The 25882-nt window shown below is 36.9% G+C and carries 17 protein-coding genes; 8 read left to right on the top strand and 9 right to left on the bottom strand.

Annotated elements, in window-relative coordinates; genetic code table 11:
- Positions 1-62: 62 nt before the first annotated feature.
- The 3 genes from ABYD77_RS05090 to ABYD77_RS05080 are packed head-to-tail and all read left to right on the top strand — an operon-like array spanning position 63 to position 1861.
- A complete protein-coding gene (locus ABYD77_RS05090; RefSeq protein WP_372767640.1) occupies positions 63-458 on the top strand; it encodes an MAPEG family protein in 396 nt (131 codons plus the stop codon).
- Entirely contained in the window at positions 458-1306 is an 849-nt protein-coding gene (gene yghU / locus ABYD77_RS05085; protein ID WP_372767638.1) for a glutathione-dependent disulfide-bond oxidoreductase, read from the top strand. Before ABYD77_RS05090 ends, yghU begins: the two co-directional genes overlap by 1 nt.
- A gap of 60 nt (positions 1307-1366) precedes the next feature.
- A complete protein-coding gene (locus ABYD77_RS05080) occupies positions 1367-1861 on the top strand; it encodes a GNAT family N-acetyltransferase (protein WP_372767636.1) in 495 nt (164 codons plus the stop codon).
- Here the strand turns inward: ABYD77_RS05080 and ABYD77_RS05075 are convergent.
- The 3 genes from ABYD77_RS05075 to ABYD77_RS05065 are packed head-to-tail and all read right to left on the bottom strand — an operon-like array spanning position 1836 to position 5318.
- Positions 1836-2441, bottom strand: coding sequence for a membrane integrity-associated transporter subunit PqiC (locus ABYD77_RS05075; protein WP_372767634.1), 606 nt, complete (start codon positions 2439-2441; stop codon positions 1836-1838). The genes ABYD77_RS05080 and ABYD77_RS05075 overlap by 26 nt on opposite strands.
- Before the next feature lies 1 nt (position 2442).
- Positions 2443-4098: an intermembrane transport protein PqiB gene (pqiB, locus tag ABYD77_RS05070; RefSeq protein ID WP_372767632.1), complete on the bottom strand. Its 1656-nt coding sequence runs from the start codon at positions 4096-4098 to the stop codon at positions 2443-2445.
- Complete coding sequence (locus ABYD77_RS05065; protein ID WP_372767630.1) at positions 4095-5318, bottom strand: PqiA/YebS family transporter subunit; 1224 nt, start codon at positions 5316-5318, stop codon at positions 4095-4097. Before ABYD77_RS05065 ends, pqiB begins: the two co-directional genes overlap by 4 nt.
- Before the next feature lie 109 nt (positions 5319-5427).
- Between ABYD77_RS05065 and ABYD77_RS05060 the strand changes: the two genes are divergently transcribed.
- The gene (locus ABYD77_RS05060; protein WP_372767628.1) at positions 5428-6648 is read left to right on the top strand and encodes an iron-containing alcohol dehydrogenase; all 1221 of its coding nucleotides are present in this window, start codon (positions 5428-5430) and stop codon (positions 6646-6648) included.
- 27 nt (positions 6649-6675) lie between these two features.
- Here the strand turns inward: ABYD77_RS05060 and ABYD77_RS05055 are convergent, their stop codons facing one another.
- Both ABYD77_RS05055 and ABYD77_RS05050 read right to left on the bottom strand, forming a co-directional pair.
- A complete protein-coding gene (locus ABYD77_RS05055) occupies positions 6676-7935 on the bottom strand; it encodes a hypothetical protein (RefSeq protein ID WP_372767626.1) in 1260 nt (419 codons plus the stop codon).
- A gap of 543 nt (positions 7936-8478) precedes the next feature.
- Positions 8479-9705, bottom strand: a complete 1227-nt coding sequence (locus ABYD77_RS05050; RefSeq protein WP_372767624.1) for a threonine/serine exporter ThrE family protein — start codon at positions 9703-9705, stop codon at positions 8479-8481.
- Positions 9706-9840: 135 nt separating this feature from the next.
- Here ABYD77_RS05050 and ABYD77_RS05045 point away from each other — a divergent pair, with 135 nt between their 5' ends.
- A complete protein-coding gene (locus tag ABYD77_RS05045; protein ID WP_372767622.1) occupies positions 9841-10656 on the top strand; it encodes a substrate-binding periplasmic protein in 816 nt (271 codons plus the stop codon).
- 47 nt (positions 10657-10703) lie between these two features.
- Here ABYD77_RS05045 and ABYD77_RS05040 read toward each other — a convergent pair whose 3' ends face one another.
- Both ABYD77_RS05040 and ABYD77_RS05035 read right to left on the bottom strand, forming a co-directional pair.
- Positions 10704-12671, bottom strand: a complete 1968-nt coding sequence (locus ABYD77_RS05040; RefSeq protein WP_372767620.1) for a methyl-accepting chemotaxis protein — start codon at positions 12669-12671, stop codon at positions 10704-10706.
- 159 nt (positions 12672-12830) lie between these two features.
- Positions 12831-14051: a glycosyltransferase family 4 protein gene (locus ABYD77_RS05035; RefSeq protein ID WP_372767618.1), complete on the bottom strand. Its 1221-nt coding sequence runs from the start codon at positions 14049-14051 to the stop codon at positions 12831-12833.
- A gap of 233 nt (positions 14052-14284) precedes the next feature.
- Here ABYD77_RS05035 and ABYD77_RS05030 point away from each other — a divergent pair, with 233 nt between their 5' ends.
- Together ABYD77_RS05030 and ABYD77_RS05025 are read left to right on the top strand one after the other, a co-directional pair.
- Positions 14285-16228 carry a methyl-accepting chemotaxis protein gene (locus tag ABYD77_RS05030; RefSeq protein ID WP_372767616.1) on the top strand — a complete coding sequence of 648 codons (1944 nt, stop codon included), beginning with the start codon at positions 14285-14287 and terminating at the stop codon, positions 16226-16228.
- A gap of 151 nt (positions 16229-16379) precedes the next feature.
- The gene (locus ABYD77_RS05025) at positions 16380-18326 is read left to right on the top strand and encodes a methyl-accepting chemotaxis protein (RefSeq protein ID WP_372767614.1); all 1947 of its coding nucleotides are present in this window, start codon (positions 16380-16382) and stop codon (positions 18324-18326) included.
- Between the two features lie 596 nt (positions 18327-18922).
- Here the strand turns inward: ABYD77_RS05025 and ABYD77_RS05020 are convergent.
- The gene (locus tag ABYD77_RS05020; protein ID WP_372767612.1) at positions 18923-21742 is read right to left on the bottom strand and encodes a response regulator; all 2820 of its coding nucleotides are present in this window, start codon (positions 21740-21742) and stop codon (positions 18923-18925) included.
- A 207-nt stretch (positions 21743-21949) separates the two neighbouring features.
- Here ABYD77_RS05020 and ABYD77_RS05015 point away from each other — a divergent pair, with 207 nt between their 5' ends.
- Complete coding sequence (locus tag ABYD77_RS05015; protein ID WP_372767610.1) at positions 21950-24163, top strand: DUF5916 domain-containing protein; 2214 nt, start codon at positions 21950-21952, stop codon at positions 24161-24163.
- Positions 24164-24216: 53 nt separating this feature from the next.
- Here ABYD77_RS05015 and ABYD77_RS05010 read toward each other — a convergent pair whose 3' ends face one another.
- Positions 24217-25710, bottom strand: coding sequence for a leucyl aminopeptidase (locus tag ABYD77_RS05010; protein WP_372767608.1), 1494 nt, complete (start codon positions 25708-25710; stop codon positions 24217-24219).
- Between the last annotated feature and the right edge of the window lie 172 nt (positions 25711-25882).

Here is a 25882-nt window from a genome sequence, read left to right as displayed (position 1 = left end):
TAAAACTAGCTATCTAGTTAAGAATATGTCAGGTTAAGTAAAAATGTTAAGAGGCTTAACCTGTGATTTCTATTATTCCATTCTACGCAGCATTACTTGGCTTACTTTATGTTTACTTAAGTGTCGCAACGGTATCACGGCGCAAAAAAGTGCTGGTTGCACTCGGAGACGGCGGCGATAAATTACTGCATAAGAAAATGCGTGCACATGGCAATTTTCAAGAATATGTACCTATCGCACTCATTTTAATTGGTTGCTTTGAGTATTTAGGCGCATTTAGCTGGCTTATTCATATACTTGGTATGTGTTTGTTCACAGGACGGATCTTACATGCCTTTGGGGTGAGTATGGCGCATGAAAAACTGGTCTTTCGAGTTTCCGGTATGGGTTTAACGTTTTTAAGTATACTTATTAGCTGTTTTGGCATTTTGTACTTTCAACTTATCCAAGGAATATGATGAACAACAACAAATACTCACCGCCTAAGGTATGGCAATGGCAACAGGGAAATGGTGGCAAGTTTGCTAATATAAATCGCCCAGTTTCAGGGGCAACGCATGAAAAACAATTGCCTAAGGGTAAACATCCACTGCAGTTATATTCTTTAGCCACACCCAATGGTGTAAAAGTGACCATTTTACTTGAAGAATTACTTGAAAAAGGTTTTGCAGATGCTGAATACGATGCATTTATCATCGATATTATGGAAGGCGCTCAATTTAGTTCTGGTTTTGTTGAAATAAACCCAAATTCAAAAATTCCGGCTTTACTCGATAAATCCACAGAGCCTGCTACGCCGGTGTTTGAATCGGGCGCTATCCTGTTATATTTAGCTGAAAAATATAATTGTTTTATACCCAGTAACCCACAATTAAAAGCAAAATGTTTATCATGGTTATTTTGGCAAATGGGTAGCGGTCCAGCATTAGGTGGTGGTTTCGGTCACTTTTATGCCTATGCTCCAGAGCCAATGGAATACCCAATTAACCGTTTTACCATGGAAGTAAAACGTCAGTTAGATTTGCTCGACAAACATTTAGCTAATAACAAATACATCTGTGGCGATGAATATACGATTGCAGATATGGCTATTTGGCCTTGGTACGGTGTACTTGTACGCGGTGACTTATATGATGCTGCTGAATTTTTAGCGGTGCATGAGTACACTCATTTAACTGCTTGGGCTGAATGTGTTTTTGCAAGGCCAGCAGTTAAACGCGGGCGAATGGTGAATCGAAGTTGGGGTGATGAAAATGAACAGGTACATGAACGTCACAGTAAAGAAGACTTTGCAAATAAGGGTTGATTTATAGCACTAAATGTATAAATTGAATATTATATACATTATTGCGTGATAAGGATTGTTGTGAAAAATATCGAACTATGTGAATTAACAGAAACAGATGCTGAATTCATTTTTAAATTGCTGACTCAACCGAGCTTCAAAGCAAATATTGGCGATAAAGGGGTTATCGACTTAAAAACTGCGTTAACCCATTTAAAAGAAAAGTATATTGCATCCTATAAAGAGTTTGGTTATGGCCTCTGGGGCATAAGAGATAAAGACTTGAACTGTTTTGTTGGTGTTTGTGGCTTAGTTTCAAGGCCAGACTTTGAAGTGCCAGATTTAGGTTATGCGTTGCTAGATGAATATACCAAACAGGGCTATGTTGATGCCGCAGCGAAAATGAGTATAGCGTTTGCTCGTGGCTTGGGAAATTTAACCCAGTTAAACGCAATAACCTCACCAAGTAATCAAGCCTCAATTAATGTGCTTGAAAAGCTTGGCTTTAAGTTTGAAAAACAATTTACGCTAACGGGCTACGAAGGTGTCTCTAATCTTTATCAACTAGCCCTTTAATCTCATTGGCAACAGCTTGGTTGGTTTTGAGCCAAGCTGTGTTTAATGCTGAAACCAGTGCTGGGTAGCCATCTTCTTTTAATTTAACTTGTTCTGTAAACCCTTGGCTATAAACAATGTTAGCCATTGTGTGTTCTAATTTATAAACCGTAATAACACCAGCTATGATCCCTTCACCATTTAACGTTGCTTGAAATTTGTTCAAGTAATAATCAATACGATAGGTGGGTAATTGAGCATTAATTGCTGATTCTAATTGTAATGGTATGACGCGCATATCATTTAATTTGTTGTCTAAACTGACGATACTTGCTTGTAACAAGAGCTCGCTAGGAACACTGCTCCAAAGGTGGTTATTGGCACTTTGAATTTGTAAGGGAGTTACTTCAACAGCGATACCTCGATTAGCTAAATGACCAATTAACTTTGGGCTACTGACAATAATGTTCGCGCGAGCTTCATTACCCAGCTTATTTGGCACAAACTCTCCACCATCTAATTGGTAATAACTAATAGGTTCAATACTACTACATGCACCCAGAAATATAACTAACACAGAGAAAAGTAAACAACGTATCATCTTACTGCTTCCTTGGGGTCGGGTCAGTTTGTAACTCTTTTTCAAAGATAAACATATTAGGTTGTTCATTTAGGCCCTTAGTCAAAGGTTGTAATTGCTCTGACAATTGCTTAAGTTGACTCAACGTATTATTTAGTTCGTGATAAATAGCTGAGCCTTTTTCATAATCCGACATGGTTTTTTCAAATTGCAGCATGGTTTCATCAAAGGTCGCCATTGATTTTTCAACTTGTGCCAGTGTCTGATTAAACTCTATTGGCAATTTCTGAGTATCTTGTCGATTTAGCATCTCACGTAACTCAACTGCAAACGCATTGTATTGCATCATTGCCTGATTAAAGGTGTTTAATGGCGTTTGTATATCCAAACTATTAAATTTCGCAAGCAATTCAGATACTTGGTTAGCCATCACACTAAAGCCACTTGATGTACTCGGAAACACCTTTAGCCCAGCTAGTTCATGTGAATTAAAGGGCTCTACATCTTGGTATAAATCAAAATCAATATAAACTGAACCGGTAAGCAAATTACCGGTTTTAAGTGATGCTCTTAGCCCTTTTTCAATCCAGCTATCAACATTGCCTTGCCAAAATTCTTTGGCAATTTTAGCATCATGGAAAATACGCTTATATTCAATTTTAACTTTAACTGGTACCGCAGTATTTTCAGTTGAAAAATAAGCAGGGCGATCGCCTACAATCAACATAGCAGGTGCTTCTTCAACCGTACCAATGCGAATGCCACGATACTCTACAGGGGCACCTGGGGTTAAGCCTCGGATTGATTGTTCAAATGGAATAACGTAATAATCATATTCATCATAACGATGTTCAAGCGCTTTTTTGTAATCGCTACTCAGTCTAAAGGCATGCTGTTGTTTAGCTAATGCTTCTGGTTTTTCACCTTCTGGAATAGCAAATGAAATACCGCCTTTGAGCATTTTTGCTAATGAGCTGGTTTTAAAGTTGATACCATCTGCTGATAGATCTACTTCAATTGCAGAGTTAATCCAAAAAACCACATTTTCAGTGACTAAGTTTTCGTAAGGTGAACGGATAAAAATACCGTAGCGCATGATTTGTTGTTGCCAATCAAACTTTGTAGTTTCAATTTGACCCACGTTATAGCCATTATAAAAAATTGAAGTGCCAACATCGATCACATTGGTATTTTTGCTGGTGAGCAAATAGCGCTGTCCTTTTATATTGTCGGGGATCTGTGGCGGGGTATCTAACAAAGTAAATTGGCGTGTTTCAGTATCGCTGTTACCCGGCAGAAACTCAAAATAAACCCCTGATAGAAGAGTACTTAATCCAGAAATACCGGATTCATCAATACGTGTTTTGACTATCCAAATTTTGGCATCTTGGTCAAGCAGGTGCTCATAATCTTTATCTATTACAGCACGTGCAACTACCGTGGTTTGATCATCAGCTAAGCGGACTTGTGCAATTACACCCATTTTTACAGAACGTACTTTTATTTCGGTTTTACCAGGGATCACTCCTTCTGCATTAGGCATAGTGATATAAATGCTGGTGCCCTGACTTTTGTGATATTGATAAAACATCCAACAGGCGACAAAAATCGCAATCAATGGAATTATCCAAATAGGAGAGAGTTTACGCTTTTTACTAATCGCTGCAGCGTGATTCATTCAGAAGGCCTCTTTTTATCCCAAATTAGGCGCGGATCAAATAATTGAGCGGCAATCATTGAGGTAATTACCATTATCGCGAAAAAAATTGCGCCGATGCCAATTGTTATCGACATTAAAACACCTAATTGTACAAGTGAAACTAAAATAACAACAACAAAGACATCAATCATCGACCATTTACCAATCAGTTCAATAAGCACATAGGCTTTACTGGCTTGCTGTTGGCTAATGTGTTGTTTTGAAGATACTAAATAACATAACCAAAATAGTGTTAGCAATTTGCCGATTGGAATACAAATACTGGCAATAAAAATAATAATTGCAATGGGGTAAGAGCCAATGTTCCACAAGGTAAACACCCCTTGCAAAATTGTTGATGGTTCATCAATTGAAAACACCCAAGTATGCATTATCGGAAAAAAATTTGCGGGCAGATAACAAACTAGAGAGGTAATACTAAATGCTAACACCCACTGAATATGACGTGGATTGCGTACACTGGTTTTTGTATTACAGCGTGGGCAAATTGGCTCGTGTGTGAGTAGTTGGCAAACATGGCAGGCAGATAAGTTTTGTTCTTTTGCTCGTTGAAATTGCGCTGAATTCACAATGACTTTGTCTTGATCAGCAATTTGTTGCCAAAGTGCATTACTGTCGAAGTAATAAAGGGTTAAAGAATAACAGACAACAAAACCGGAAAAAGCCCAAAAGCTAAGACCAAAGGTGACTTCCGCCATTGCCATAATTTTTATCATACTGATCAGCACACCGATTAAAAATATCTCAGACATCACCCAAGGCTTTAAATAAAAAACCGTTTTCAAACAAATGCGTGAAACTTGTTTGGGCAGTATTTTTAGTGCGCCAGCATGTAAAGGGATAAAAAGCGAAAGTAATACAAAAGGCAGACCGATAATGGTTGCATCAATTAATGCAGCAACAAAAAAGTTATCTTGATAAAAAAGTATCTTAGCTGCATCTAATAAACTTATAGTCTGGCTTAGACCTTGATTGCTAAATGAAATAAATGGGTAAAGTAGTGCGCTAAACAATAAGATAAGAGAGCTAATACTCAGCGCGACGACTTTTTGATTGCGGTACTCAATGGTACGACTTAAAAGAGTATGGCAATTTGGGCAATACGCATGTTCTCCATGATTTAACTCAGGGATGCTGACAAGTTGATCGCAATGATGACATGCGAGTTGTATTTCCATGAAGCCACTTATTTGTTTTCGTTTCCGTTTAATTTTCTTATATCCTTGATTGTATAGCAAGAAATTGTGCTAGGATATTTACTCTAATAATGTTGAGGCACAATAGGTTATGGAAAATACGCTAAGCTCAGTAAAGGCGCTGCTTTATAGAAGTTACCACTTTGCACTTCGTGTTGCGTTATTAGTTTATCCGATTCCGCGGCCACGCTGTTTTACATCAGAGCAGCTTGATAATTGGCTTAGTGAAGTGAAAGAAAATCAAATTGAGCACATGTTGGTGGTGACCGATGATGCCCTTTTGAACTTAGGTATTCCTGAAAAACTAATCTCCTTTCTTAACCATAATGGTATAAAAACCACCGTATTTTCGGGTATTTTGCCTGATCCAGATATCAAAGAAATTGAACAAGGTTATTTGGCTTATTTAAACAATAATTGCCAAGGTATTATGGCTATCGGTGGTGGTTCAGTAATTGATGCAAGTAAGTTAATTGGCGTTCGTATCGCCAGACCTAAAACGCCCTTAACTAAATTAAAAGGTCTGTTTAAAGTTCTTAGAAAACTGCCAGTAATTACTGCAGTACCGACTACTGCAGGCACTGGATCTGAAACAACTGTGGCAGCGGTTGCTTCTAACAGAGAGACTCACGAAAAATTTGCCATTGCGGATTACTGTTTAGCACCAAAGTATGCACTTTTAATGCCTGAATTAACGCAAGGATTACCTGCGTTTATTACAGCGACGACAGCTATGGATGCATTGACCCATGCAATCGAGGCTTATATTGGCGTCAATGGTACGGCTTTTACAAACAAACAATCACTTAAGGCATGTAAGCTAATTTTTGATAATTTGCCGTTAGTGCTGAAAACGCCACAAGATTTAACGTGTCGTGCGCATTTACTTAACGCATCATTTTATGCTGGTGAAGCGTTTACTCGAACCTCAGTGGGCTATGTGCATGCCATTGCCCATCAACTTGGTGCCAACTATCATGTACCGCATGGACTCGCGAATGCTGTGTTATTAGACGTGGTATTAACCGAATTTGGTAATGAGATTTATGGCAAACTTGCTGAAATAGCCGATTATTGTGGCTTATCAAAGCCACAAGATAACATCGAATATAAAGCCTTTTGCTTAATTGAGGCAATTAAAAACCTAAAAAACGCTTCTAATATTCAAACCACTTTACCAGATATTAAAGTGTCAGATATCCCTTATTTGGCGCATGCTGCATGTAAAGAAGCGCATCCAGATTACCCTGTACCTTCGTTTTGGGGCTTGGCGCGCTTTGAAAAGGTGCTCTATAAAATTTGTGAAAAGTGACTTAGGCTTTCACCTAAGTCACTCTTTTTATAACGCTAAGGTGTTAAGTAAAGTGACTTTATAGCCGTCGCTTTGCGTATGATCTTCTTCAAGGATCAAAATATAATTTCCCTTATGTGAAAAATCTAAATCGGCTAGCTGCAAGATACTAATTGTTTGATTGTTAGCCTGGTAAGTAATTGTTAAATCGTAACTTTGTGAGTCTAGATAGAGTGATTTGGTTTCAAATGCATCGATATCTTTAATATAACTTGTGGTGTCTTCAATTGTTTCATTGCCCTCAGTAAAATAAATATCAACTTCACTGACATTTGTATCAAATGGCGATGTATCAATTAAATTAACTACTTGGACTTTGTGGGATACTTCATTGGGAGTCAGATCTTCAGTAACTGAAATCATCGCAGGGTATCCAGCGCTATGCTGATAGAAAATACTTAACAAAGATATGTTTTTATTAACGGCTTCAACATAGTTACTGACAATTAGGTTATTTGAGCTATCTAACATTGATAATGTGAATGTACCGGCATTAACGCTGTGGTATTCAGTAGCAATATCATTGCTTACAAGATCAGTATTTATCTCATCTTTAGTACTGATAGCCTTGAAACTCACATTCGCGTATTCATCAATTGCATTATAAAAACGCATTTGGGATTTTGCATCTACATGGGTAAGCGATGTGACACTTGACGCATCAGAGACAATATCAAGAATTATCCCCCCAGCCTCAGCTGAGAAGCTTGGTCTTATCATCACTACATAGGTCTCTTCATCATCAAAAATAACCATACTTGATTGAAAGAGTACATTGCTATCACCTTTTAACGTGACGTAAAAGGTGTAGTTATCTTCTGTTAACTCGTTAAGCTCTGGCAGCTCTAAATAGCTGGTAGTTGTTATAAGTTCGGCATCAACAAAGTCATAGTCATCTTTTGCAAGATAAAGGTCGTATTCTTTATCGCTAGCTACGGTATTGATTGCTGCTAATTGAAACTTATCTTCTTTATCAAACTCGGCAATTTCAAATTGTTTTATTTGTGGTTCGTTATAGTCACCAGCAAGCACTTTAAGGTGCTTTACATCACTTCTAATGGATAGGCTTTCATTGTCTTCCAATAACGCAATGTAATCGTCATTGTCATTAATGTAGAGGTAATTCAGTTCATAATCATCATTGTTATAATTATGGCGAGTAGTGACTTGTCCAAATCCTGCACCCGTGCGGACCACATCATCGATTTCCAAATAGACATTTGGGCTGTTGCTACTGGCATTGTACATTTGTACATAACCTGTTCCAGATGATTCATCACTGCTACCACATGCTGCTAGTAACGCGGCTAATATTAAAACTGAAGATTTTTTAAAAGGGTCATTATTCTTTTTCCGTGAACGATTGATTTATCGTCAATGAGTATGTCACGGAAAAAATGTGATGTGACAAAATTTACTTACTATTACAATGGGTTACGAATAATAACATTATTAACAGAAGTTAACATTTTAATTGCTTTCTTTATCTAGAATACATTGGTAACTATTAAATCAATCTGAGGGTATTCAGAGTAAGTTTTTTAATTTAGGAAAAAGGATTGTGAATTGAGATAACGTATTAAAACAATTTATTTGTGAGTTAAATTCACAGTACAGTCTGATCTGGCTGATATCTTTGCCCGCTTATACGGACTAAAGTAGGCAGGTATAGGGAAAGCTTGATATTGACGTATATAACATTAAATAATTAATTTAAAGAGCAATGATATTTGTTTAGCTAATATAGGTAAGGCGGTTGTTAAATCGCCTTACCTAATTGTTAAATAACAATTAAAGACTTTTCTTAGGCGGCAATGCAACGTTAGCAAAGATTAATCCAGCTATTAATGACATAAATATCAAAAATGTTTGTTGACCAATACCTGTGCTGGCAACAAATTCTTGACCAGAGATCAAAGAATTTAAGCCAATATAGGTTTTACTTCCGGGGACTAAAACTATTAATCCTTGCATTGCTACTATACAAGCTGGAGCATTAGCGGCACGTGTAAAGAAATTACTATATACGCCAACAGCGAAAGCGCCAACAAAGGTCCCTAAAGCATAGTCCAAATAAAATGCACCCGCAATACTTGCAGCATATGCTACAAAACCCGCTAAAATCGACCAAACAGCATGTTTAGCTTTTGTTCTAAAAATGATAATAAGACTCATACATAAAATTGCAATTGCCAGCCATGCGGTCCATTTTGGAATTGGTGTAGGGGCGATAAAATCTGCTTGCCCAAAGAACGCAAAGCCCACTGCTATTCCCAAGAAAGCGCCAAAATAAAGCTTAAATAGCAGCATAAACGCATCCATTATTCGCGCAGTACCAGAAACTAAATGACGGGCAGATAATTCAGCAAGACCTAGAGTTAATGCTAGCCCTGGAATAAATACAATAATCGCTGAAAGAATTACCATGCGAATATTGATACCGGGGTCGATATAAGCACTGATTGCGCAAGCCGTAATCGCTGCAACTATTGCAACAAGGGGCTCTAACATATGCGCGACACGTCTTGACTTATCGGACCAAAGTACAAATAGATAAACAATGGAGCTAATGAGAATTGACCACAGTACATCGTTCCAACTCGTGCCCATTAACATAGCAAACGCTCCACCTGACATAGCAAATGCGGCTCCGGTTGCTAAACGATTGTACGGGTTGGGCAAGTTTGCTATTTCATCTAGTGCAAGATCTGCCTGTTCTAAGGTAATTGTGTAGTCGGTTAACTTATCGACCAATTCATCGGTATGTGCCAGAGCTCCTAAGTCGAGTTCACCAGGTGACACTCTTGCTGCATGCGTATACTCATCTTCATGGCCTTCGGTCCATATCACAAAAGTGAGCGCAGTCGGCGTAATGATAAAAGATGCTTTCAAACCCAGAAATATTGTTAAGTTTTCTAAGTGTGCTTCTAAGCGGTACGCTGGAGTACCGAACTTATGAAGCATTTTTCCAAGCTTGACAATAAAGCGGCGTTTTTGCGTAAAACTGGCAGTGTTCAATATGTAAATCTACTAAATGTGTTGACCTGCAAATTTTAAGTTTTATTTACGTTTTGTCTAGTTTTGTTTATGTTTTATATCTATAAATAAATTATTTATAATTGAAACAAGCACACTAAATATTAGGGTTTTGTTGTGAAATCTAAATACGGTTTATGGTTATTTATTGTCGTTTTCTACAAGCCTTTTGTGCTCTTAGGGTTTGAAACAGATGAAATAACAATCTTTACCGAGCATTTTCCACCTTATAATTACATCCTAAAAAATGACATTGTGGGAATTAACCACGATATTGTTGCAAGAGCCTGTCATTTAGCAGAAATAAAGTGTGTATTTAAATTGTACCCTTGGCAAAGGGCGATGGCATTAACAAAATCCAAGCGATTTGCAGGCTTAATATCGACTTCTAGATTAGCTGAACGTGAAGAATTTTTTCATTGGGTTGGACCGCTTATATCAAGCCCCGCTTGTTTATATCAATTAGTTGATAGAACGGATATTCATATTTTTAATCATCAACAACTTAAGAATTATACTGTGGGCCTGCAAAAAGGAGATGTTTATGAACACCTACTAAAAAGTTGGGGGCTCGAAGAAAACAAACACTATATAAATTATTCTGAAAAATTTGGCGAGATCAATGCTTTTAAACTTGGCAAGCTTGATTTATTTATCGCTTCGGCAAATACGTTGCAATTTCATATTGATAATAATCGGTTGAAAAAAAATGAGGTTAAACCAGCTTATTATATTAACGACGAGAAATTATTAGGTAATTATTTAGCCCTTAACAATGATATGCCAATAGAAATTGTAAAAAAGCTACAGCAAGGTATTGATATGATGCGGCTCTCAGGTGAAATTACTGAGATTAAAAAGCAGTATTTACCGAGAGCTAAAAGTGATATTTCTGAACAAGAATTTGTACTAGAAAAGCGCTGTTTATACTAAATACATATATTAAAAGCGGCATTTGCCGCTTTTAATATGAATCAAATTTAATCCAATTTAAATTGTGCACTTAATTTGTTTAAACTATGTGTTAAATCTTTTAATTCGATACTTGCTGTAGCTATTTGTTCTGCACCAGATGCATTTTCAATGGCTGCATTGTTAATCGCAATAATACTTTGGTTTATTTCTTCTGCTGCGATACTTTGTTGAGAAGCAGCGGTAGCAATAGCTTCCGAGTTTGATGTTATTACTTCCATGTCTTTCAGTACATTGATCATTGTGTTTTTACTATTATGGGCCTTCTCAAGGCTTGTATTTGCAAGCTGTGTACTTTGTTCGATTGTTGAAACCGCTGATTCTGTGTCGGATTGCAAATCTTGGATCATTTTTTCAATATTGGCAGTTGATTGTTGCGTTTTAAATGCAAGTTGTCGAACTTCATCTGCTACAACAGCAAACCCTCGACCTTGCTCTCCTGCGCGTGCGGCTTCAATAGCGGCATTAAGTGCAAGCAAGTTTGTTTGTTCTGTAATACCCTGAATGACTTCCAGTACTGAGTTAATGCCTAGGCTTTTCCTTTCAACTTGTTTAATAATGTTATCTGCATCGGTAAGTGTCGCTTTTAATTCTTCTGTCGCAATTAGAGCTGCATTGATATTTTCATTAGCTTCTGTGCTTTTTAATGTAGCAAATTGTGTTTGATCTGATGAATCTTTTGCATTATTAGCTACTTCTTCAATCGTGATGGCCATTTCATGCATTGCAGAAGAAACCGACTCTATATTCATATGCTGTTCTGCAAGACTTGCTTTAGCTTGTATGCTAGTGGCACTTGTCTGCTCGACCGTATGTGAGAGTTGTGAAGTCGATGATAAGATACCTGAAATAACCTTTAATAAACTCTGATTCATCTGTTTCATTGATTTGAATAAACCGTGCGCATTATCATTTTGATTAAAGTCATAGGTTAAATCCCCCTCTGCAATACGCATTGCCAATTGATGCATTGCCATAGGTTCTCCACCTAGGGGTAATAAAATTGAACGCGTTATAAGCAGAGCGGTAATAGTGACAATAATTAAACTAACTAATGTTACTAGTAAGATTGAATATTTCATCTTTGATGTAGCAGCAAATGCTTCCGCAACATCAATTTCTGAAATTAAAACCCAATTTAAGTGCTCAAAATTTATTGGCATAAAAGCCGAAAGAACAGCGTTATTATTGTAGTCTTTTATTATTTCAGTACTACTAATGCCATTTAATCCTTGTTTAACAGCGAGGGTATCAACGCCATTTTTTTCGATTGAACCGGCAAAACTTGCAACAACAGAGCGACCTACAGGATCTAAATATGAATCAGATCTTAGTCGTTTATCAGACCCCACAATGTAAGATTCACCTGTTTCTCCCATACCATCACGTTGTTGCATCATTTTATTTATTTTGTTTATAGATAACTGTAATGCGATTACGCCTTTAATCTCGCCATCTTCTATTAATGGTTGTGCAATAAATGCAGCAGGTTCGTTATTACTGGGTGCATAAGGCGCAAAATCGATAATGTTAAAGTGAGGGGCGCTGAGCGTTTTGCTAAATAATTTACCTAAGCCTGAATTTTTATAAGGGCCATTTAATAAATTTGTGTTGTAATCAGACTCTTTTGTTACAGAATAAAAGATATCACCTTCTACATTTATGATAAAAAGGTCATAATATTGGTTGGTCTTGATAAAGCGATGAAAGTATTCATGTTTAGTCTCAGCTAGACGCTGATTAGTGACATCACCAAAGTTATTCCACGAAGAGGCAATCAAAGATAAATCTGCTTTGCTTTGTTCAAAGTAATTTTGAATTTCAGTAGCTTTGATGTTTTTGATAGACGTCAATTGATTAAACGCCTGCTTTTCAAGAGCATTATTAGAGATCGTGATTGCGATTATTGTAATAATGACAATAGGAAAAAATGCGAGTGCAAAAAATGAACACAAAAGTTTTTGCTTTAAATTCATACGGTTAATCATCCAAGTTGACAGCGGTTGCAAAGGTACAACAAGAAGCGATGTAATAAAACTGTAATAGAATGAAAATTGTTATAGTTTGTAAACGAGTAACGCACTTTTTCATGTCGATTACTCGTTCACTATATTGCAAAGTATGAAAATATCGAATTATCGCACTTTATTTTTTTCTGTAATCCATTGAGACATGTATTTGGTGCTAGCATGACTGTGATGTTTAAGCATGGCACCGACAAAATTGTTTAATCTATGTTGTGTTAAGTTATCCAGAATTTCAGAAATGCGTAAGAGTAAGGTGTTTGCATGTACTGTCCTTGAAAATTTTAACTTAATAGCTTGCTGGCACAAAGCCGATTTTTTTTGCCATAACTGTTCGTCATTGTAAAGTGTTATAGCGCTATCTATCAGGCTTTCATCTGAATTAGCTACTAATCCAGGCCAATACTCGGCACTGAACATCCCTTCAATGCCAATGTCAGTAGTAATCGAGGGCGTTTCACAGGCCATGGCATCTAAAAATTTACCCTTGATCCCCGCACCAAAACGTAGCGGGCTGAGTAATACCTTAGCATTTTTAATAACATCATAGGCATCATCACACCAGCCTTTAACAACAAAACCGTGTTTAGAATTGCTCAATGCGGTGGCTTTTGGAGGAGGATAGGACCCATATATATGTAATTCTGCATCGGGCAGTTGTTTTCTAATATTAGGCCACAACTTCTGTAAATAAAGCACGCTATCCCAATTCGGAGCATGCCTGAAATTCCCAATCGTAATAAAGTGCTGTCGGTCCTGAAAGCAAGGGTTTGACTCTAATCTATCAGGGTCAATCATAAAGGGTAAATGATGTAATATTGCGGGATCTAGCTTGTATTGCTCTACTAATAAACTCATTTCAAAATCTGAAATGATTAACGCTAGATCACAGCGCAAAATGGCGGCTATCTCTCGTTTTGCAAGGTCGCTAGACCAATCTTGGGCTTGTAATTCACGCCCAGATTTATGTGCTGTATAACGTGCATTTCTAACACTTTGTAAGTCCTCGGTATCAAGGATTTTGAGTGCCTTAGGGCAATAAGAATCAACACGCCAACCAAATTGCTCTTCAATCATAAAGCGATCAAACATCACAATATTTGGCTTTAGATTTGAGATGTAATCGTTAAAACTATCACAGTTTAAACTGATTTCAGACGTAGAGAATCCTGCGTCCTCTAAATCGAACATATGAGGTGTTTTTTGTGATGCAGATGCAAACTCAACTTGCCAGCCAAAATTAAGAAAGGTTTGCATAATCGATAAAATATGACTGCCTGCTGCAGAGGATTTAGGTTCAGGCCAAACAAAACCAATTACAAGAACTTTCACAGTACTTCCATAGAGATAAAACTAAACCAATTTTATCTTACTATTCTGGCAATTGCTTGACTTGAATATTTAATTAGTGAGAAAAAATATCCCATGATTGGTTTAAGTAACGCTTATTTTTGGCTTATTACTGCGGTTTAATGGTTATATTTAAAGAAGTTATTAAACTATAAATACAAAAATATCTAAATATTGGTCTATTATTTTTATATCGCGTATCAGAATAAATAGCTATGAAAATTTCAGATATTAGTATTCGAAATGCCCTTATTTTAACAATTACCCTTGCACTTATTTTAACGACTTTACTGTCAACATTATTTAGCAGTACTCAGTTTAATACTGTGTTTGATGAGTTTAATGAACAAGCTTATTTTCCGGCACTACTAGGTAAGGTAGAGTCTAGCATTCGTGCAGAATTAAATACCCCAATAGCTCTATCCAAAGGCTTAGAACAGAACGATTTTTTACGAGACTGGGCTGTAAAAGGTGAATCTGATGAAGATTGGCCTCGTATTCAAAATTATTTTACCAATATAAAGCGTAAAAACGATGCTGCTGTCGTTTTTTGGGTATCAAGTCAAACCCTTAAGTATTATGAAAATGATGGAATTTTAAAAACACTTTCAAAAAATAGTGCCAGAGATAAATGGTTTTTTGACTTTATGAGGTCGTCGGAGAGACATCAAGTAGCTGTCGATGTAGATGAACAATCTAAACGATTGACAGCCTTTATTAACGTCAAAGTAAACGTCAATGGCCAGGATATTGGATTGACAGGCTTAGGTTATGATATTAGTAAAATTATTGATATCGTAGCTCAAAATAAGATTGGTAAAACTGGCTACGTATTTTTAGTGAAGTCGGATGGAAGGATTGCTGCACACCCACAACAGGACTTTGTTGGAAAAACGTATCAAAATATTAAAAAGTACCAGCCGCTAACAAACTTAATTGCTGATGCCCAAGATACGGACAGTGTACACTTAGAAAAATTAATACTGGAGAATGAAGAGTATTTTGCTGCCAGCCTGACGCTTGAAAATATTGGCTGGCAACTAATAGCCGTGATGCCAACAAGTGAAATGAGCGCTAAAATCAATAAAGCTATGTTCAAAACAATTGCCATTAATAGTGTTATTGCAGCTCTTTTTATTGTTCTAATGGTTTGGATTGCAAATCGTATTGCCAAAAGTATTGCAAGCATTAGTCAGAAGCTGCTTGATATGGGGAATCAAGGCGGCGATTTAACATTAAGGCTAGATGATTCTCGAAAAGATGAACTCGGCGAATTAGCAAGAGGTTTCAATGCCGTTATTGCAAACAATCAAGCTATGGTCATTAAGCTTAAAGAAATAGAACTACAAATGGGGCAAGATATTAAATCATTGGTAGATTCTTTTGACCAAGTAACCATATTGTCGGCAAATCAAGATGCATTAAGTGAACAGGTTGCATCGGCTATAACAGAAATGGGGACAACAGTTTCTGAAGTTTCCAATTTGGCACTTGATACAGCTAATACCAGTGAACGCGCTGTAAGTGACACACAACAGAGTATCAAACATATGAATTCAAGTTCAGAAGCAATGTTGCAACTCACAGATGTAATGGGGCAAGCATACCAAAATATACAGGAGTTGGCAGGGCAAGCTGAATCGATAAATTCGATAGTTGATGTGATCAATGCAATATCGGAACAAACTAATTTATTAGCACTTAACGCGGCGATAGAAGCGGCAAGGGCAGGTGAGCAAGGGCGCGGTTTCGCAGTTGTTGCTGATGAGGTAAGAACATTGGCAAGTAAAACGCAAAGTTCTACCCAAGAAATTCGTGGCCAAATTGACCAGTTTCAACGCTCTACAGAAATTGTGCTGAATGCGATTGCTCAAGGCAATGAAACCACAGGAAGAGTAAGTGATACTTCTGCAAGTTCATCACAAATTTTAAGTACGATTGATGCGAGTATCACTGCAGTGAAAGATATGAATCAACAAATTGCAACAGCTACAGAGCAACAGAATGTGGTTGTGCAACATATAAATGAATCCGCAGTGCAAATAGCTGATTTATCGAAACAGTTTAATGATATTGCAATTGCAGATCAGCAGCAGTTAAAGCGTTTAAATGATTTGGCTGTTACACTTAACTCGCTGATTTCTGAATTTACTGTTTAAAAGTCATTTATAAACTTATCTATTGATGTGAAGAAAAAGGCTAACTCAATCTAATTACTCGAAATTTCGAAACAGATATAGTAGGATTTTAAGCCATTGTGCCAAATGTGATTGGTTTTAGCCTATCACACATCAAATTGATAACAGTAGTATGATAACACGTCTAAATATTAGTATTCGTAATGCACTAATTTTAACAATAACCTGTGCATTGGTATTAAGCACATTACTCTCTACCCTATTTACGAGTATTCAGTTTAATCAGGTAGTTGATAATTTTAATGATAAGTCATATTTCCCCGCACTGCTTGGTAAAGTCGAAGCGAGTATTCGTGCAGAGTTAAATACGCCATTAGCTTTGGCTCATGCAATGGAGCAAAATTATTACCTGATGCAGTGGGCTAGAGATGATGAAAATGCAGCGAAATGGCCTGAGATCCAATCCTACTTCCAGCATATTAAGAACAAAAATGACGCAGCAGTTGTATTTTGGGTATCGAGCATAACTGGCAAGTATTATCAAAATGATGGCATCTTAAAAGTAATGTCGAGTAACGATCCGCGAGATGCATGGTTTTATAACTTTTTACAAAAACCAGTTAAGCAACAGCTTGCTGTAGATATTCACCAAGAAACTAAAAAACTGATAGCTTATGTTAATGTAAAAGTAGAAGAGAGCGGAAAGATATTCGGCTTAACAGGACTTGGTTATGACATCAGTAGAATTACTGAAATAATTAAAAGCAACAAAATTGGTGAAACTGGCTATGTATTTTTAGCTAAATCAGATAACACAATTGCTGCGCACCCTGATGAAAGCCTAGTTGGGAAATCATTTTCAAATATTAGTAAGTACGCAGGGTTATCTAAATTGCTAACACCTAGTTCAGAATTAGATAAAGTAATTATCGAAAAACATGATTTAAAAGGCGTTGAGCATTTTGTTGCAATGCAAGAACTGGAAGGAACAGGGTTAAAATTAATTGCTTTGCTACCAAGCTATGAAACAAAAGAGCAAGTAAGCAGTGTTTTGGTGAAAACGGTCGCTGTTAGTATTGCAATAGCATTTGTATTTATTGTTCTAATGGTGCTTCAAGCCAACCATATAGCCCGCAGTATTTCTTCTATATCAAATAAATTATTTTCAATGGGTAAACGTGATGGAGATTTAACAATACGTTTAGACGAGAATCGTCAAGATGAGCTTGGAGTACTCGCCAAAGGCTTTAATGCTGTTATTGAAAACAATCAAATGATGATATCAAACTTAAAACAAATTGAAGCAAGGCTTGTTAAAGATATTCAGTCATTAGTTAATTCATTTGAGACAGTAACTATCTTATCTTCTCAACAGGATGGTTTGAGTGAACAAGTTGCCTCTGCGATTACTCAGATGGGGACAACAGTATCAGAAGTGTCCAGCCTTGCACTTGATACTGCGAAAACCAGTGAAAAAGCTGTAGCTAATACTAAGCAAAATATTTCACAAACTGATACAAATACACATGCCATGAAAGCGTTAACTGAGATAATTGAAAACGCACATACAGACATACATCGATTAGCTGAACAAGCCGAATCCATTAATTCAATTGTTGATGTAATTAATGCGATTTCGGAGCAAACTAACTTATTGGCACTCAATGCTGCAATTGAAGCTGCACGTGCTGGTGAACAGGGGAGAGGCTTTGCAGTTGTTGCTGATGAAGTAAGAACGCTCGCCAGTAAAACACAAGGTTCAACACAACAGATCCGAAGTCAAATTGAACAGTTTCAAAAATCAACCGAAGCTGTATTAGGTGCAATGGCTAATGGTTATGAAACAACAAAGTCGGTTAGTGAGAGTTCCTTAGAGGCGAGTCACACTTTAGCGTTAATTGATTCGTCTATAACTGATGTTAAAGACATGAATCAACAAATTGCTACAGCCACAGAGCAGCAAAACACTGTTGTACAACATATCAATGAATCGGCGGTAGAAATAGCAGAGTTATCGCGTCAGTTCAATGCCATAGCAATTGAAGATAAAGCACAATTAAAGCAGTTAAGTGAATTAGCATCTGAACTTTCAGTGCTCATTTCACGCTTTAAAGTGTAATTTAAGAAGAGTGCCTTTACTATTTGTAAAGGTACACACTTCATATTTTGAATGTTTTCACTAATAGGGTTTAATCAAGGTTCGTAATAATTAATGCATTTTAAGATGCTCGGGGTTATCGTTTCAGTAACTCTCTTAACTCATTTTTAATATCTATTGTGTGCTGCAACAGCTTTAATTAGCGATATCAAAATCAGTTATATGCAAAGTAAAAAATATCATTCGCGTAAAAGTACCCATCCTAGCGTGTATTATTGCTAACTAAAAAAGCTAGTTAAAGATTAATTGAGCACTACTATTTGTTTGCAAATACGCGCTTTACAATTGTTAGAGATAAACACATGTATCCGGCTAATTTATGATGCTTGTTCAATCTACAAAGCGTGTTAATTGTTATTTGGTTATTATTGCTTACTATAGAATCTGCAGTGTGCTTATTCCATGAGTGGATAACTAAGTTGTTATGATTTTGAACGATTCCTATAATATAGCGGGTTTTATCACTGATATCACAATTGAAACAAATGTAATAAAATAGCTATTTACTAGAATTGGTTATTAGCAAAGAAAAGTATACTTTATTTTTGTGAATAGCCTTAGTTATGTGTTGATAGTGCAAAGATAATACCTTCAAATGCTTCTGGATAAGCTTCTTTATCATTGTATTTTAAAGCTTTTTCAAAATAGTCGGCAGCTTGCTCAATTGAGTGATAGTTAAACATGGCAGCTGCGCCGCGTAACTTATGTAAAGCCTGTTGTAACTCTTGCCAGTTTTGTTCCAAATAAAGCGCTTTCAAAGAGGCTTTTTCTTCTGCTAAACCAGCAGAAAAGTTTGCAGAAAGATCGCTATTATCGATTTTAGTGGCAAAATTAACAGCCTTATGGCTACGTTGTTTGCTGTCATAACTGACATATTTCTTCAACGTTGAGATAAAGTTATCTTGTTCGAGTGGCTTTTTAATGTGATCAGCAAAACCTAGTTCAAGGTAACTTGATATTTCATGTTGCATAGTATTTGCAGTGATTGCGACAATAGGTTGGCCATATCCAGAACGTTTAAGTTGTTTTAAAGCGCCAATACCATCCAGTACAGGCATTTGGATATCTAATAGGACTAAATCAAAGCGCTGTGTGATGCATGCTTCGACAGCTTCTTTGCCATTTGCTACAGCGACAACTGTTAAGCCTAAATGAGTGAGTAACCGTTTAATTAACTCTCTATTATCGTCATGGTCCTCAGCAATTAACACATTGCCTTCAAAAATAGTTTTATCATCATGTTGCAATTGATTTGATGGTTTAACTAGTTTACTTTTATCAACGTTTAAATGAAGTGTAAACTCACTACCTTTATTAATTTCACTGGTTACAGATATTGAGCCACTCATTAAGTTTGCTAATTGTTCAGATAAGCAAAGTCCAAGTCCTGAGCCGCCAAAACGACGAGAAATACTGCTATCACCCTGTGTAAAGCTATCAAAAATTTCTTCTAACTGCTTTTCTTCCATGCCTATGCCGGTATCAATAACATTAAAGCGCACGCCTGTGAATGTTTCGCGTATTGATAATGTAACACTGCCTTTATCGGTAAATTTAACCGCGTTAGAGCACAAGTTTAATAGGATCTGTTTAAGACGGAATTGATCCGCGTTGATAGCAAAATCATCATCGAGGCTATTAATAATTTGAAATTGAATATGTTTTTTCTCTGCCAAGGTCGCAAACATAGCACTGATGTCATCAATTAAACAATTGAGATTAAAGGTACTTATATCGAGTTCTAGCTTGTTTTCTTCTATACGGCTGATATCAAGTATATCGTTTATTAAATCGAGTAAATGTTTACCGTTATTGTTAATTATATTTAGGTCTTTATTGAAGTTACGCATATCATAATGACTATTACTCATTGCCTCTGAATGACCAATAATTGCAGTGAGCGGGGTTCTAATCTCATGACTCATATTGGCCAAAAACTTCGACTTTACAAGACTTGCATGACGTAAGTCTTCACTTGTTTTTTGTAATTCTGCAGTTCGCTGAGCAACGATCAATTCAAGTTGTTTTTTTGCTTTTCTTTCATGTGCTCTCCGTTGCGCTGCGACAATTAATAAAATTATTAAAAGTCCCGCAACGAGGAAAAAAATCCGTTGTTGTTTTGATTTTTCAATGGCAAGTTGCTGTATTTGCTTTTCTTTCTCGAGTTTGGATACACGATCTTCTAGATGGATTCGGTCTTCTTTGGATTGTTCCTTTGCAAGTAACTCTTTCATAGTCTGCTCATTTATTTCATTAATAATAAGCAACTGTTGTTCTCGCAATGCATATGCTTTCTCAATTAAATTGTTAGCGCCATAGACTATCAGTGCCTGTGCGTAGGCTCGTTGCAAATCATTCCTGTAGTTATATTTTTTTGCAATCTCAATCGCCTTGTTAATTTGTGTTAGCGCAATATCAGGCTCATTTAAAGCAACCGCTATGCGAGAACGGTGATAAGCAAGACTGAAACTTAATGTTGGATTATTTAATTGAGTGTTTAAATCGGCTGCAGCAACAATATGCACACGTGCTTGTTGAAAGTCGCTCAACCAAATGTAGCTGTCAGCTAGATTAAGTTCTACAGATGCTAGTTGGTAAGTATCTTGTTGAGTCGATAGTAATTGTTTTGCAGAATTGAGGTGCTTTATGGCGTTTTCCGACTCACCAATGGCATTAAGCGCAACAGCAATGTTACTATGTGCAAGGGTTAGAGAATCTTCATTTAGTTCATCCGCATGTTTATTGAGCAATAATTGATATAGTGCTATAGCTTTGTAATTATGGCCTAATTTTGAGAGCAAGCCGGCGCGATTAAGCTTAATATCTAAGACATCTTGTTTGGAACCAAACTGAGCATATCTTGGTTCAGCTTGATTATAATATTCTAATGCCCTCGAGTATTGGTTTAATTTTTCGTAGGCAAGAGCAATGTTGTTCTCTAAATTTGCAGCTTTTACATGTTCGTGTTGTTCAACTTGGTAAATAAGGGCCGCGTTATAATATTTGATTGCAGCATCAGGAATATTTATATAGAAATGGATTAAGCCAAGTAGTTTATTAATGTCAGCAATTTTTGCTTGATTTTGGCTAAGTTTAAGCGCTTGATTTAAAGGTGAAATTGCTTCTTGAAGTCTACCTTGATTAGCGAAGTTAACTGCAATAAGGTGTAATAAACGAGCATTTTGTTCATCATTAAGTGTTTGATTCGCCTTAAGCGAGTAATAGGCGTCATTTTGTTGGGCAAGGTCACTTTGCTTTTGAATAAGGTTAATTTTATCAGAAAGCGCACTATTAGTAATGGCATAAATAACAGCAGAGTGAGTTACACCAAATAATAGGAGTAAAAATTGAATTCCTTTTTTAACTCTACGATCCATGCTTTCATCTACTTAATTTAACTCACCGGCTACTGTAAGCACTAGTCCAATTAAGTTCAAGAAAAATTGATAAAAATATAGCAAAGCAAACGATACTGTGATGTTAAAATTCATTATAAATTATGGGTTTACAATAAGACAAGTTTAGCACTAGAATTGCGATATTGAAAAAAATAACAATAATTTAAATTTTAGTAAGGATACGGTGTGAAAAAATTGTCCTGGGTATTAGCAATTTTTTTATTTTGTGTAAGTACTTCGCTTATAGCGAAACAAAACTACAAATTAAAAAGAATTAATTCGTCAATTACGCTCGATGGTGTGCTAGATGAAACACATTGGAAAGACGCTACGTTTATTGACCTAGAATGGGAAGTGGAGCCTGTGGAGGGCGTTGCGGCAAAAGTAAAAACCCATGCTTGGCTATATGAAGATGGTAAGCAACTCTATGTTGCATTTAAAGCGTATGACCCTAACCCTAAAAATATCCGAGCATCTCTACGTGACCGTGATGACTTATGGTCGGATGATAATGTTATTTTGATGATAGATACATTTAACGATGAGCGCACTGGGTATCAGTTTTATGTTAATGCACTTGGGGCACAAGCTGATGCGCGTATGACAGATTATGGCTCGTGGCAGGAAGACCCCTCCTGGGATGCTATTTGGGATGCAAAAACTCAAATCACAAATGATGGCTACACTGTTGAAATGATAATTCCATTTACGGCAGTACGTTTCCCATTATTAGACGGGGTTCAAACATGGGGCTTATCTTTGTATAGAAACATGCCCAGAGATGTACGATATCAATATTCTAATGTTCAATTTGATTACGATATTAAATGCAGCTTTTGCCAATTCGATAAAGTTACAGGCTTCGAAAATGCAACACCTAGCAAAAACCTTCAGTTGACACCAACGTTTACAGCTTTAAGAAATGATACACGTGACATAAGCAATAGTTGGGAAAGTGGTGACACAGAAATTGAACCAGGCTTAGATATTCGTTATGGCATTAGCTCAGATGCGATTTTAAACGCAACGATTAATCCTGATTTCTCGCAAGTAGAAGCAGATACTGGCCAATTAGATGTAAACACAACATTTGCGCTTTTTTATGAAGAGAAACGGCCTTTCTTTTTAGATGGAGCTGATACATTCGAAACTGAATTATTGAATTTAGTGCATACACGTAACATTGCAGATCCTGATGTAGGTGCAAAAATTACTGGGAAATCAGGTTCGCACACCTATGGGTTACTCTATGCGGATGATCAACAAAGTGCATTAATCTTACCAGGTGCACAAAGATCCAAATTTGCAGTTATAAAAGAAGATGCAAATGCAGGAATAGCAAGTTATCAACTAGACTATGGTACTCGAGATAATCTAGGTTTGTTAGTAACCAGTCGTCAAAGTGAAAACTATTACAATAATTTAGCGTCTTTTGACGGCGCAACTTATTTATCAAAGCAAGATCAAATTACTTACCAAGTGGCTTATTCTGATACCGAAAATACGGATGATTTGGTTACAGATTATGACCTGGCAAAAAACCAAACGGGTCATGCTTTATCTGTAAAATATGAGCGAGATACTAAAGCATATGATCTGGTTGCATCTTACCAGCAAGTCGATAAAGACTTTCGTAGTGATCTCGGTTTTATCACCAAAGCCGGCTACAACAAAAGTTTACTTGGAGGTGGTTATCACTGGTATATGCCAAAAGGCGAAGCGATAACGGATTATTGGGTGAGTGGTGATTTTGATATTACATACGAACAACATGGTGACCGTTTGGAGCGAGAGTTTGAGATTTATGCGGGTTTAGAAGCCATTTACAATATTAATACTGAAGTTGGATATTTGACACGAGAAGCAAAGTACCTATCTCGTTATTATGATGAACAGTGGGGCAATTTATGGTTTTCGGGTAAACCTTATGGTGATTTAAGATTTACCTTCTATGGTCGCATTGGTGATCGGATTGATTATCGCAATGCAGAATTAGGTGATTCATTGTATTTTAATCCCGGTATATCATGGGATTATAATGATTATCTGCAATTTAAACTGGACCACACTTATAGTGAAATGAAGTTAGATGATGCTCTGTCTTTTCGAGTGAACTTAACTGATTTTCGCATTTATATGAAATTTAACATGCAGAGCATGTTGAAACTCGTGGTGCAATATGAGGTTGGAAAATATGGTGATTCACCTTTAGATGTAGTTAACCTAATTAGCAAAGAGCGCGATTTTGCAACTCAATTAATTTACTCTTACAAGATAAACCCGCAAACTCTGTTTTATTTGGGTTACTCTGATAATGGCTATGCTGAAAGTGATGAGCAGAATTTAAAAGCGAACGAGCGTACATTCTTCACCAAATTTAGTTACGCTTGGCAAATTTAGTTGGCGTTTTAAATAATAAGTGGGCATTGCCCACTTTTATTAATAATTTAAGCTTATTTAGATTGGTTTTCAATCCACTGTGTTAATAAACGTACGCTGTAGCCGGTACCTCCTTTTGGTACTTCATTCTTATCTGATGAGGCAAGTGCATTACCTGCGATATCAATGTGTGCCCACTTAGTATCGCCAACAAACTGTTGTAAGAATGTTGCTGCTGTTGTAGCACCCGGACCACCAGAACCAATATTAGCAAAATCAGCAATAGGGCTCTTTAGCATGTCTTTATAACCAAGCGGTAAACGCCATAAGTTTTCGTTCACTTGCTTGCCTGCAAACGTAAGTGATTCAACTAAAGCATCATCATCTGAGAAAACGGCAGCATAACGGTTACCTAAAGCACGTACTTTTGAGCCAGTTAATGTTGCGATATCAACCATTACTTTTGGTTCAAATTCGGTGCGAGCATACCAAAGTGCATCAGATAATACTAAACGACCTTCAGCGTCAGTATTTAAAATTTCAACAGAATGACCCGCTGCTGTACGAACAACATCACCTGGTGCAACTGAGTTTTCTGAAACCATATTGGCAGCCATACCCATTACAGCAACAACGTTGACTTTTGCTTCGTTAAGGGCAAGTGCTTTGACTGTACCAAGTGCAGCAGCCGCGCCTGCCATATCTGACTTCATACGTGCAATCGAAGAACCAGTTTTAATACTATAGCCACCTGAATCAAAGGTAATGCCTTTACCAACAAGGGCAATTGGTGCGTCATCGCTACCTTTATAATGAGCCACTACCAGACGCGAGCCTTCGCTGCTGCCTCGACCAACAGCTTCAAGTGCACCCATGCCCAGCTTTTTTATTTCTTTTGGTGTTAAGATTGATACTTTTACGCCAATTTTCTTCAGTTTCTTAGCTTCATTAGCAAAATCAACAGGTGTCATTTCTGTTGCAACTTCAGATGTTAAATTGCGTGCAAGAAAAACACCTTTTTCAATGTTTGCTAGATGCTTATAGTGTGCTTTCGTTTCATCTGCTTGCGGTGTAATAAAGGTATATGTTTTCTCATTACGCTTTTCTTTTTGATACTTATCAAAACGGTAAGCGCGTAGGTTTATACCATGCGCTAGAAGTGCAACATCGTTAGCGCTAAATGAAGCTGCATCCACCGCGATGTTTTCAATGTATTTCTTCTCAAGCATGCCTGAAAGTTGGCCGCCCAGTTTAGTAAGTTCTGCTTTCTCAAGTGTATTATCTTCACCTAAACCGATCACAATCACACGCTTATATATGCTATTTTGAGGAGCGATTACCTCTAATTTACTTGCGAACTTACCGTTAAAATCGTTTGCTTCGATAGCCTCTGCTAATTGGGCTGAAAATGGATAATTTGAAAAAACATCATTGTTTTGGTTTTCATGTTTGAAAATAACCATGGTATCAGAGTCAGGTGATGTTGCCGCATTGAAGTGAAACTGTTCTGCTACAACAGGCATAGCAGAAGTTGCCGATAAGGCTAGTGCTAGAAAAGACTTTTTCATGTGAGATCCTTCAAGATAAATTTCGACACTGTTTACAGCAATTAATTTAAAAAGTTAATTGATAAACGATTAGTCACCAAATAGTGAGGTGAACTAACAAAAAACACATCTCACTTAGTAAAAACTAACTAATCTGTCAAACAAATGGTACAAAAAACAACTTGCTTTGTAT

Source organism: Pseudoalteromonas sp. (genome assembly GCF_041629635.1).
Taxonomy (GTDB): Bacteria; Pseudomonadota; Gammaproteobacteria; order Enterobacterales; family Alteromonadaceae; genus Pseudoalteromonas.
The sequence above is the reverse complement of the archived record's forward strand: the minus strand, read 5'-3'. Positions and strand labels throughout refer to the sequence as shown.

Coding starts and splice junctions, on each gene's coding strand:
- yghU (WP_372767638.1), top strand. CDS start 458: ATGAACAACAACAAATACTCACCGCCTAAGGTATGGCAATGGCAACAG.
- ABYD77_RS05075 (WP_372767634.1), bottom strand. CDS start 2,441: ATGATACGTTGTTTACTTTTCTCTGTGTTAGTTATATTTCTGGGTGCA.
- pqiB (WP_372767632.1), bottom strand. CDS start 4,098: ATGAATCACGCTGCAGCGATTAGTAAAAAGCGTAAACTCTCTCCTATT.
- ABYD77_RS05065 (WP_372767630.1), bottom strand. CDS start 5,318: ATGGAAATACAACTCGCATGTCATCATTGCGATCAACTTGTCAGCATC.
- ABYD77_RS05060 (WP_372767628.1), top strand. CDS start 5,428: ATGGAAAATACGCTAAGCTCAGTAAAGGCGCTGCTTTATAGAAGTTAC.
- ABYD77_RS05055 (WP_372767626.1), bottom strand. CDS start 7,935: ATGTACAATGCCAGTAGCAACAGCCCAAATGTCTATTTGGAAATCGAT.
- ABYD77_RS05040 (WP_372767620.1), bottom strand. CDS start 12,671: ATGAATTTAAAGCAAAAACTTTTGTGTTCATTTTTTGCACTCGCATTT.
- ABYD77_RS05030 (WP_372767616.1), top strand. CDS start 14,285: ATGAAAATTTCAGATATTAGTATTCGAAATGCCCTTATTTTAACAATT.
- ABYD77_RS05025 (WP_372767614.1), top strand. CDS start 16,380: ATGATAACACGTCTAAATATTAGTATTCGTAATGCACTAATTTTAACA.
- ABYD77_RS05020 (WP_372767612.1), bottom strand. CDS start 21,742: ATGGATCGTAGAGTTAAAAAAGGAATTCAATTTTTACTCCTATTATTT.
- ABYD77_RS05010 (WP_372767608.1), bottom strand. CDS start 25,710: ATGAAAAAGTCTTTTCTAGCACTAGCCTTATCGGCAACTTCTGCTATG.